The 9165-nt window shown below is 69.8% G+C and carries 11 protein-coding genes; 4 read left to right on the top strand and 7 right to left on the bottom strand.

The window, feature by feature from the left end:
* Positions 1-73: 73 nt before the first annotated feature.
* On the bottom strand, positions 74-1093 hold the full coding sequence (locus ACLZOT_RS47125) for a hemolysin family protein (RefSeq protein WP_416975457.1): 1020 nt from the start codon (positions 1091-1093) through the stop codon (positions 74-76).
* Positions 1090-2409 (bottom strand): hemolysin family protein, encoded by a 1320-nt coding sequence (locus tag ACLZOT_RS47120; protein WP_416975456.1) that lies wholly within the window; start codon positions 2407-2409, stop codon positions 1090-1092. Before ACLZOT_RS47120 ends, ACLZOT_RS47125 begins: the two co-directional genes overlap by 4 nt.
* A 475-nt stretch (positions 2410-2884) precedes the next feature.
* On the opposite strand from ACLZOT_RS47120, the gene ACLZOT_RS47115 reads away from it, so the two are divergent.
* Together ACLZOT_RS47115 and ACLZOT_RS47110 are read left to right on the top strand one after the other, a co-directional pair.
* Positions 2885-3889: a sporulation protein gene (locus tag ACLZOT_RS47115; RefSeq protein ID WP_416975455.1), complete on the top strand. Its 1005-nt coding sequence runs from the start codon at positions 2885-2887 to the stop codon at positions 3887-3889.
* A 1-nt stretch (position 3890) separates the two neighbouring features.
* On the top strand, positions 3891-4133 hold the full coding sequence (locus tag ACLZOT_RS47110; RefSeq protein WP_416975454.1) for a twin-arginine translocase TatA/TatE family subunit: 243 nt from the start codon (positions 3891-3893) through the stop codon (positions 4131-4133).
* A 38-nt stretch (positions 4134-4171) separates the two neighbouring features.
* Here the strand turns inward: ACLZOT_RS47110 and ACLZOT_RS47105 are convergent, their stop codons facing one another.
* On the bottom strand, positions 4172-5212 hold the full coding sequence (locus tag ACLZOT_RS47105) for a cytochrome c oxidase assembly protein (RefSeq protein WP_416975453.1): 1041 nt from the start codon (positions 5210-5212) through the stop codon (positions 4172-4174).
* 131 nt (positions 5213-5343) lie between these two features.
* On the opposite strand from ACLZOT_RS47105, the gene ACLZOT_RS47100 reads away from it, so the two are divergent.
* The gene (locus ACLZOT_RS47100; protein ID WP_416975452.1) at positions 5344-5781 is read left to right on the top strand and encodes an SgcJ/EcaC family oxidoreductase; all 438 of its coding nucleotides are present in this window, start codon (positions 5344-5346) and stop codon (positions 5779-5781) included.
* Positions 5782-5787: 6 nt separating this feature from the next.
* Here ACLZOT_RS47100 and ACLZOT_RS47095 read toward each other — a convergent pair whose 3' ends face one another.
* Together ACLZOT_RS47095 and ACLZOT_RS47090 are read right to left on the bottom strand one after the other, a co-directional pair.
* Positions 5788-6423 (bottom strand): hypothetical protein, encoded by a 636-nt coding sequence (locus tag ACLZOT_RS47095; protein WP_416975451.1) that lies wholly within the window; start codon positions 6421-6423, stop codon positions 5788-5790.
* 101 nt (positions 6424-6524) lie between these two features.
* Positions 6525-6929 carry an SRPBCC family protein gene (locus tag ACLZOT_RS47090; RefSeq protein WP_416975450.1) on the bottom strand — a complete coding sequence of 135 codons (405 nt, stop codon included), beginning with the start codon at positions 6927-6929 and terminating at the stop codon, positions 6525-6527.
* A gap of 179 nt (positions 6930-7108) precedes the next feature.
* Here ACLZOT_RS47090 and ACLZOT_RS47085 point away from each other — a divergent pair, with 179 nt between their 5' ends.
* Entirely contained in the window at positions 7109-7564 is a 456-nt protein-coding gene (locus ACLZOT_RS47085) for a tellurite resistance TerB family protein (protein WP_416975449.1), read from the top strand.
* A gap of 126 nt (positions 7565-7690) precedes the next feature.
* On the opposite strand, the gene ACLZOT_RS47080 is transcribed toward ACLZOT_RS47085, so the two are convergent.
* Together ACLZOT_RS47080 and ACLZOT_RS47075 are read right to left on the bottom strand one after the other, a co-directional pair.
* Positions 7691-8035: a hypothetical protein gene (locus ACLZOT_RS47080; RefSeq protein ID WP_416975448.1), complete on the bottom strand. Its 345-nt coding sequence runs from the start codon at positions 8033-8035 to the stop codon at positions 7691-7693.
* A 60-nt stretch (positions 8036-8095) separates the two neighbouring features.
* Positions 8096-9085 carry a trypsin-like serine peptidase gene (locus ACLZOT_RS47075; protein ID WP_416975447.1) on the bottom strand — a complete coding sequence of 330 codons (990 nt, stop codon included), beginning with the start codon at positions 9083-9085 and terminating at the stop codon, positions 8096-8098.
* Between the last annotated feature and the right edge of the window lie 80 nt (positions 9086-9165).

Below are 9165 nucleotides of genomic sequence, written 5' to 3'. Positions count from 1 at the left end.
GCCGCACCATGCAAGGCAACTGCCCGGCCGGCCACGAGATCCACCCAGCCAACCAAGAGCCATCAGAAACGACCTAGCCGACCTGCGGGTGCATCAGTCGGGCCAGCAGGTCGTCCAGGGTGACCAGTCCGGTGAGCCGTCCCTGTGGGTCGCGGACGACCGCCAGGGTGGAACGGCGGCGGCGAAGTTGTTCGATCGCCTCGGCGACGGTGTGTTCGGGGGCGAGTTCGGGGACCGGGCGGGCGAGGTCGCGGGCCGTGGTGGTGCGGTGGCGGGCGCGGGCGACGAGGGCGTCGCGGGCGTGGACCGAGCCGACGACCGTGTCGCCGTCGCGGACCAACAGGCGGCTGCGGTCGTGGGCCGTGGTGAGGGCGAGGATCTGCTCGACGTCCGCGTCGGCCGGGACCGAGGTGATGCGGGCGGCGGGCACCTGGAGCTCCGTCACCGGGACCTGAGGCTCCGTCAGGGAGTTGGTGATCAGTTCGGAGTCGTCCTTGCTGATCAGGCCGAGCCGCTCCGACTCCTCGACCAGATGGGCGAGTTGCTCCCGGTTGTGGACGGACGCCAGCTCGTCGCGCGGGGTGACCCGGCAGAGCCGGACCAGCGCGTTGCTCAGCGCGTTGAGCGCGCGGATGACGGGGCGGACGGTCTTCACCACGCCCCGGAACATCGGGGAGAGCAGCATCGCCGAGCGCTCGGGGTGCGCGATAGCCCAGGATTTCGGGGCCATTTCGCCGACGACCATGTGCAGGAAGACGACCACGATCATCGCGACGGCGAAGGCGACGCCGTAGCTGAGTGCGCTCGGCAGGCCCAAGTCGTGCAGGAGCGGGTCGAGTTCGTGGGAGATCGCCGGTTTCGACACCGAGCCGAGTCCCAACGTGCAGACGGTGATGCCGAGTTGGGCGCCCGCCAGCATCAACGACAGTTCCCGCATGCCCGCCAGGGCCGCACCGGCGCCGCGTCTGCCCTCGGCGGCCGCCTTCTCCATGCGGTGCCGCTTGGCCGCGACGAGCGCGAACTCGGCGGCGACGAAGAACCCGCTGCCGGCCAGCAGCAACAGGGTCACGAAGAGTGCCATGGGGAAGCTCATGACGACCGCACCTCCAGGCGGACCCGCTCGGGCACGTGCCGGTCGAGCGTACGGACGTCGATCGTGGCCGAACTCCCGTCCGTGAGAACGAGATTGAGGCTGTCCCCGACGGTCGGGAAGCGGCCCAGCCGGTCGACGATCAGACCCGCTACGGTGTCGTAGTCGTCCTCCTCGGGGAGGTGGACGCCGGTGGCCTCGGCGACCTCGTCGAGGCGGCGGCCCGCGTCGACGAGCCAGCCGTCCCCGTCCGCCACGGCGATCTCGGTGATGCGGTCGCTCTCGTCGGCGATGTCGCCGACCAGTTCCTCGGCGATGTCCTCGTAGGTGACGATGCCGGCGACCCCGCCGTGTTCGTCGAGGACGACCGCGAACTCGTCGTCCTGCGTGCGCATGTGTTCCACGGCGTCAGGCAGCGGGAGCGTGTCGGGCAGGAGCAGGGGGCGGCGGGCCACCGTACCGGCGCTCACCCTGTCGAAGTCCCCCGCGGGCAGCGCCATCAACTCCCGCACGCCCAGCACCCCCGCGACGTCGTCGGGGTGGTCGCCGAGCACCGGATAGTTCGAGTGGCCGTGTTTCGCGATGAGTTCGACCGCCTCGGTCAGCGTCGCGTCCTTGCGGAGGAAGACGGCGTCGGCGCGCGGCACCATCACCTCGTCGAGGGTGCGCTCGGAGAACTCCAGTGCGTGGTCGAGGAGTTGGGCGGTCGCGGTGGGCAACTCGCCCTGTTCCCTGGACTCTCCGATGAGGTGGCCCAGCTCCTCCAGCGTCGCGCCGTGGTGCAGTTCCTCGACCGGTTCGATGCCGATCCTGCGCAGCAGCCGGTTGGCGGCGCCGTCGAAGACGCGCACCAGCGGGCCGACGACCTTCAGGTACGTCAGGGTCGAGCCGGCCAGCGCCTTCGCGAGCCGTTCGGGCACGGCGATGGCGAGGTTCTTCGGCGCCAGCTCGCCGATGACCATCTGGACGACGGTCGCGAGGACGAAGGCGAGGACGACCGAGATCCCGCCGACCGCGCCCTCGGGGACGCCGGCGTCGGTGAGAAGCGGTTTCAGCAGCGCGGAGACGGAGGGTTCCGCGATGAAGCCGACGATCAGACCGGTGACGGTGATGCCGAGCTGGGCGCCGGAGAGCATGAAGGAGAGGCGTTCCAGCACCTTCAGGGCGCGGCCGGCTCTCCGGTCGCCCTTCTCGGCGTCCCTCGCGAGAGCCAGCCGGTCGACGGAGACGTACGCGAACTCCTGGGCGACGAAGTATCCGGTCCCCAGGGTGAGGACCAGGACGGCCAGCAGGCCGAGCCAGGCTTCCGCGGCGCTCATCGGACACCACCCCGCCGGGCGCCGCGGTCTATGAGACCCGTAGTACTCAGGGTTGAGCGGGATGGTCGGGGACTGTGCCCCGGGGAGTCCGTCGATCTGGCGGACACGCGTTCACTCCTTGATCAAAGAAACGTTCACTCCGAACGTTCACCTTGGCAACGATTGTGGCCGAGACCCGGTTCCCGTGCCCGCCGGGAGGCCGGCACCACCTGCGCGCCCGGAACCGGGCGGCAACCGTTTTCGGCCGTTCCCGGCACGCGGGCGCGAAGCGCTGCCGTACCCCGCGCCACCGACCCTATGCTGCCTCTACGCGAATGTAGAAGGCTCACGTGTGAAGAAAACTCGCGCGTGGAGGCTCGTGAGAGCCTGTGTCGCATCCCCGGTCGGATCAGCGCACGTCGTCTGGTGCGTGCTATCGCGGCGTGCGCCCGGCCGGGGATGCGACACAGGCTCTCAGGAAGGAGTGGACGCCACGATGGTGTTCAAGCGACTGCTCGGCTCGCTCGGTGTGGGTGGCCCCACGGTCGACACGGTCCTCGGCCCGGCCCCCGTCCGCCCCGGCGGCGCTCTGTCCGGTCAGGTCCACCTCAAGGGCGGGAGCGCCGACTTCGACGTCGAGCACCTCACGCTCGAACTCGTCGCCCGGGTGGAGGTGGAGCACGAGGAGGGCGAGAGCGACGGCGTCGTCGTCTTCGACCGGACCGTCGTCGGCGGCGGCTTCCGGCTCGCCGAGGGCGAGACCCGTAGCGTCCCCTTCACCCTGACGCTGCCCTGGGAGACCCCGGTCACCGAACTGTACGGTCAGCCTCTAGGGGTAGTACTCGGGGTGCGGACCGAGCTGGCCGTCGCTGGCGCCAAGGACAAGGGCGACCTCGACCAGCTCACCGTCACCCCGCTGCCCGCGCAGGAGGCGGTCCTCGAAGCGTTCGGGCAGCTCGGCTTCGGCTTCCGCTCCGCCGACCTGGAGTACGGACGCATCGGCGGGACCGGGCAGCGGCTCCCCTTCTACCAGGAGATCGAGATCACGCCGTCCCCGCAGTACGCGGGCGCCTTCAACGAGATCGAGGTGACCTTCCTGGCCGGCCCCACCGGGGTGGAGGTAGTACTTGAGGCCGACAAACGTGCGGGGTACTCCTCCTCGGACACCCTCAGCCGCCATGTCATCGGCCACCAGGACGTCCGCGACTGGAACGCCGAGGTCGAGGGGTGGGTACGGCAGCTAGCGGAGCACCGCGGGTCGTACGGGTACGGGGGTACGGGGTACGCCGGGCAGGGGGTACCCGGGAGCTACGGGTCGTACGACCATGGCGGCGCCGTCGGCCACGAGGAGCACCGGCGTTCCGGGCCGGGTGTGGGGACGGCGATCGCGGCCGGGGCCGCCGGGCTCGCGGTCGGTGTCGTCGGCGGGATGGTCGCGGCGGAGGTCGTCGACGAGGTCGGCGACTTCTTCGAGGGCGACGACGACGAGGGCGAGGACTGACGTGTTCGGGATCAGTGAGCTGGCGGTCGTCCTGATCGTCGTCATAGCGGTGCTGGCGGCGAAGAAGCTGCCGGAGCTGGCGCGGTCGGCGGGGAAGTCGGCACGGATCCTCAAGGCGGAGGCGCGGGCGGCGAAGGAGTCGGACAACCGGGTGACCCAGGAGGGTGAGGGTACGCCTCAGGTCGTACAGGGGGAGACGGTGAAGCGAGGTGAGGTGCCGCCGGATCAGCGGGCGGCGTCCTGAGGTAGTACCCGTGTAGTACTCAGGTACCCCCTGGTGGGTCAGTCGTCCCCGTGGTGGCGGCGGATCCTGGACGCGACCTCGTTCTGCTCGGTCTCCCACCAGGGGCGTACGCGGTCTGGCTCTTCGGAGTGACCGGGGTGACCCGCGCTACCGGGCTGACCGGCGCGGCCGGTGCCACCGGCGTCGGCGGCGCGCGCGGCGTCCTGGGAGCGGGCGGCGCGGGCCGCGTGCTCCTCGTCGAGGCGGCGGTCGAGCGCCGCCGCCTGGACGCGTTCCGTGCGCGCCCACTGCACGAGGATCGCCAACAGGAAGGGCAGCGCGACGAGTTCGGCGATGCTCAGCATGACGCCGCCGCCGAGCTGCTGGTCGTAGTGGACGCTCGGCGCCCAGTCCGGGTGGTGGTTCAGGTACCACGCGCCCGCGATGAGCGACCCGTGCGTCATGACGACGAGGCCGGGCACGGCGTCGATGACGCCGTCGAGGAAGACCAGCGCGGCCCGCACGGGGTGGGTGCACCAGGCCGGGAGGGTCTCCTCCTTCGTGAGGACGGGTACGACGAAGAGGCATCCGGCGGCGAGGAGGTTGAGGTACATCAGCTCGTGGAGCCAGCCGTCGCGCAGGGCCGTCGAGAAGTACGGCGTGAAGTAGACGGTCAGCTCGGTGAGCAGGACGAGGGCGGTGCTGACCAGGGGGAAGGTGAGCGCCCGTACGACCCGCCCGGTCACCGCACGCCGTACCCGCCCGGCGGCCCGCTCCGGGAGCGCCTCGACCGCCAGGCGCAGCGGGTCCCCGAGCGCGAGGCCGAGCGGTGCGACGAGGTCGAGCAGGATGTTCTGGACGGCGGCGGGCCAGAACAGGACGTGGTCGTACACGGCTAGTCCCGACATCGTGGCGACGAGCAGCGTGCCGAGGCCGAGGACGACGAAGGCGAGCGTCCGGACGACGGGCCAGCGCCCCCGCAGCCGCGCCACGCCCCACCCGTACGCCCCGCCCAGCACGACGATCAGCAGCAGCGCCGGGACGTCGAGCTGCCAGGCGGCGAGGAGGTGGCCGGGGGTGTCGGCGGGCAGGGCGCTCATCAGGGTCGTACCTCTCAGGTATTGCTTCCGGGCAAAACGGTAGTACTACCTCTCAGGTACGACGTACGCGGGCGGGGAGCCGACTACCTGCCCTTGACCTCGACTTTGCTTGAGGTCCCAGGATGAGCCGCATGGACACGAACACGACGGACACGAACACGGCAGCCGCGAACACGACAGTCACCGAAGCGGCCGATGTCGCGGCCATCGAGCGCGTCGTCGCCGAGGTCGAGCGGACCCAGCGCGCCGAGGACGTGGAGGGGTTCCTCGCGCTGTTCCACCCGGAGGCGCTGTGGACGACCGGGCACGGCAAGGTGCTCATCGGCCGCGACACGATCGCCGAGTTCACGCGGTCCGTGCTGCCCGGCTCCAGCGGGGGCGGCGAGGTCAGTTACCGGCCGGTGCACATCCAGTTCCTGCGGCCCGATGTGGCCGCGGTCAAGGTGCGGCAGGTGTACCGGACGGCGGAGGGGGACTCCGAGGGCGCCCCGCTCTACGTGATGACCAGACGGGACGACGGGGCGTGGCTGCTGCACGCGTGCCAGAACACGGGGGTGCAGGCCGACTAGGGCGTGTCAGTGGCCGCCGCGCGGCTCGAAGCAACCGCCTTCCAGGTAGGGGCCGTTGGTCGACACCTGGTAGTTGGTCTTCTGGACGAACGCGGTCACGCAGGCGTCGTCGTGGACGCGCAGGCCGACGCGGGCGCCCTCGGGGGTGACATATCCGCCGTTCTCGTAGCGCGAGTCCATCGGCTTGACCTGGAGCGTGCCGCCGAGGGACTGGCCCTTCGCGTCGAAGTGCTCTTCCTTGTAGCCGAGTTGGAGCATCGCGGTGCGGACGGTCGCCGGGTCCCACTTCTTCTGCTGCCAGAGGTGCTTGAGGACGGGTTCGATGCGGGCGGCTTCGCGCTGGGCGTCGGCGGCGCTCGCGGGGGACATGTCGGCGGGGATGCGGAAGCCGTTGTTCTCGCGGTAGTGGGGGGCGCCGTCGCCGGCTCCGGGTTCGACGTAAGGGGACGCGGGAGGGGCGGAGGGGGTGGGGGCGGAAGGGGAGGTGGGCTCGGGGGAGCCGGAGGTATTACGGCTACTGGGGGTACTACCGGTATCGGAGACACCCGGGGTCTCCCCCGCCGTCGCGTGCTCCTTGCCGCAGCCGGCGAGTGCCAGCGCGATGGCGACGATCAGGGCCGCCGTCGTGGCGCGCTTCCTCATGGGTACCTCCGGCATGCTCATGTCCCCCGTCCTGGGCCGCACTCACGATAGAGGGAGGTGCCGGGCGGGGACGTGAGTACCCGTACTCAGGAGGTAGACGGTTACCTCTCCAGTAGGGCCTTGAGGCGGTTCAGGTCCGCGGTGACCGTCGCGGCGTCCCGTTCGAACTCAGCGTCGGTCATGGTTGGCCCGCGGCGGAGGGTGAAGACGAGTTCGCAGGTCTCGGCGTCGTAGGGGATCACCCTGATGGGGTTGTGGACGGTCTCCCCCGTGGGGAGGGTCACGTAGTGGTCGAGGACGCCGAGGTCGTTGTCCGGGGTGAACGTCACGGTGACGCGGCCGAGGAGGTCGGACCGGGCGACCCATTCGCCGTCGAGCTTCTCGACGGTGTCGCCGAGGCCGTGGGCCCAGGCGGGAAGGTGGGTGGGGTCGGCGACGTAGCCGTAGACCTCCGGAGCGGGACGGGCGATGCGGACGCCGAGGTGGAGGGAGTCGGTGATGTTCATCCGCCGAACGTAGCGAGCGGGCGGTGCGGGAGTCTTGAATGAATCGGACGGTGGCGGAAAGCGGTCGAGAAACAGGACACGGCTGGGAACCGACGCATCAACTTCTACGTTCCTGTAGAAGATATAGGCAGTCAACAGCAGGGCGGCCGGAGCGGACGCCCCTGGTATTGGGAGTGTTCATGGCTCTGTGGGACCGCATCAAGGACTCCGCATCGCAGATGCAGACGCAACTGGTCTCGAAGAAGAACGACCTCAAGAGCGGCGCGTTCCGGGACGCGAGCATGGCCATGTGCGCGCTGGTCGCGGCGGCGGACGGCCGGATCGACCCGTCGGAGCGGCAGCGGGTGGCCCAACTCATCTCGAACAACGAGGTGTTGCAGAACTTCCCGGCGGACGACCTGCGCCGGCGCTTCGAGGCCAACCTCGACAAGCTGACCACCGACTTCGACTTCGGCAAGGTCAGCGTGCTCCAGGAGATCTCCAAGGCGAAGAAGAAGCCGGCCGAGGCGCGCGCCGTCATCCAGATCGGCATCGTCATCGGCGGCGCCGACGGCGACTTCGACAAGGACGAGCAGGCGGTGGTCCGCGAGGCGTGCTACGCCCTCGACCTGCCGCCGCACGAGTTCGACCTCTGAGGTACGCCGATCGGGCGCCGGACTCCGGTATGACGGGGTCTGGCGCCCGAGGGGTAGCTCAGAAGTCGCACCCCTGCCCCCGGACCTCCAGGGGCAGGGCGGCCGTCGGGCGGAGGACCGTAGCCCTCACGGGTCCACCGGCGTGTTCGGAATCCCGCTGTCGATGACACAGTTGTCGGCGGGGTCCTGGGTGTGGGTCTGACTGTCGCCGGGGGCCGTGCCGGACGGCGTGCCCGTGGGCTTCGAGGTGGTGGACGTGGAGGGGTCGCACGAGGCGCCGGAGCCGGTGCTCTGAGCGGGACCGGCGCTCGGGTCAACACCCGTGGCGGTGCCCGGAGTCGCCTCGGCTCCCGTCTCCGGCCCGCCGGTCGGCGGAGTGCCGGTGCCGCCCTCGTCCGTACCGCAGGCGACGAGTGTGCAGGCCAGCACGCCGATGGTGACGGCGAGCCGAACTCGTAAGCATCCGGGCATGAGTTGGCCCCTCCACGTCGTACGTCCGCCAGGGGGCGGACGCCGGTTGGCGCGTCGACGTCAGTAGGTAGAGTACGTGTTGTAGGCGTTGCCGACCCAGGTCGCGAAGTACGGCGAGCGCATCTCGGTCGGGTTGTCGCGGCGTTCGGTGTTGCTGTTCACGCCGTTGACGTACCCGCTGTAGTAGACGTTGTCGTCCTTGCCGAAGATCCAGGGCCCGCCGCTGGAGCCGCCGGTCATGTTGCACGGCATCTTGATCTGGTCGGTGACGGAGGAGCTGCGCTGCGAGGTGGTCGCCGAGCAGAAGTACTGCCACTGCCCGTCGAACGCGCCGGCCGCCGGGTACCCCATCGCGACCATGAAGCGGTCCTTGGGGTAGTTCCACTGGATCCCCAACCCGCCCACGGCGTTGACGAGTTCACCGGAGGAGTTCGGCGAGGTGATGACGATGCCGACGTCGTAGCCGAAGTTCCCGCTGTTGATCCACCCGTTGAACGCGACGAGCGTCTCGGCCCACCAGGTCCCGTACGGCCGGTTGCCGTAGTTGTAGTACGGCACGAACTGCCAGTTGGAGGCCCAGCCTTGACCGGGACCGCCGTGGACGCAGTGCCCGGCCGTGAACACCATGTTCTTGTTGGTGCTGTTGACCGCGGAGCCGGAGCAGACGTAGTCGATGCCGTCGGAGCCGCGGTAGAAGACCTTGCCCACGACCTGAGTCGCCGTGACCTTCAGCTTCGGCGTGCCGGGCTTGACCTGAACTCCCTTACCCGCGACGGGTTCTGACCCCGTCGTCGCTCCACCGATCGCTTCCTCGATGACGCTGTCCGGTACGGACGTCCCCACGGCCTTCGGCGGTACGGCCGCCGCCATGCGCTCCGGCGTCCAGTACTGCGCGGTCAGCGCCTGGGCGCCGGGTGAGACCCGGTGTTCAACGGCCCCCGAGGCAGCGGTTGTTGCGTGGCCCTCGGCGGCGACGACCGTCGACGGTGCGAAGGCGAGGCCGAAGGCGACGCCGACAGCGAGCAGGAATCTACAGCGTTTGCGTAACACGTGACACCCTCCCCATCCAGTGGCATGTCCACGCAAGCCTCCAAAGTCTGTGCAAGTCCTGTCAATGGGTTCAACAGGGT

It is taken from the genome of Streptomyces sp. 4F14, assembly GCF_048159485.1.
Taxonomy (GTDB): Bacteria; Actinomycetota; Actinomycetes; order Streptomycetales; family Streptomycetaceae; genus Streptomyces.
This window is presented reverse-complemented; position numbering and strand designations above follow the sequence as displayed.

Bases quoted from the DNA above. Each gene is read 5' to 3' on its own strand.
- ACLZOT_RS47125 (WP_416975457.1), bottom strand. From the start codon at position 1,093: ATGAGCTTCCCCATGGCACTCTTCGTGACCCTGTTGCTGCTGGCCGGC.
- ACLZOT_RS47120 (WP_416975456.1), bottom strand. From the start codon at position 2,409: ATGAGCGCCGCGGAAGCCTGGCTCGGCCTGCTGGCCGTCCTGGTCCTC.
- ACLZOT_RS47115 (WP_416975455.1), top strand. From the start codon at position 2,885: ATGGTGTTCAAGCGACTGCTCGGCTCGCTCGGTGTGGGTGGCCCCACG.
- ACLZOT_RS47105 (WP_416975453.1), bottom strand. From the start codon at position 5,212: ATGAGCGCCCTGCCCGCCGACACCCCCGGCCACCTCCTCGCCGCCTGG.
- ACLZOT_RS47100 (WP_416975452.1), top strand. From the start codon at position 5,344: ATGGACACGAACACGACGGACACGAACACGGCAGCCGCGAACACGACA.
- ACLZOT_RS47095 (WP_416975451.1), bottom strand. From the start codon at position 6,423: ATGAGGAAGCGCGCCACGACGGCGGCCCTGATCGTCGCCATCGCGCTG.
- ACLZOT_RS47090 (WP_416975450.1), bottom strand. From the start codon at position 6,929: ATGAACATCACCGACTCCCTCCACCTCGGCGTCCGCATCGCCCGTCCC.
- ACLZOT_RS47085 (WP_416975449.1), top strand. From the start codon at position 7,109: ATGGCTCTGTGGGACCGCATCAAGGACTCCGCATCGCAGATGCAGACG.
- ACLZOT_RS47080 (WP_416975448.1), bottom strand. From the start codon at position 8,035: ATGCCCGGATGCTTACGAGTTCGGCTCGCCGTCACCATCGGCGTGCTG.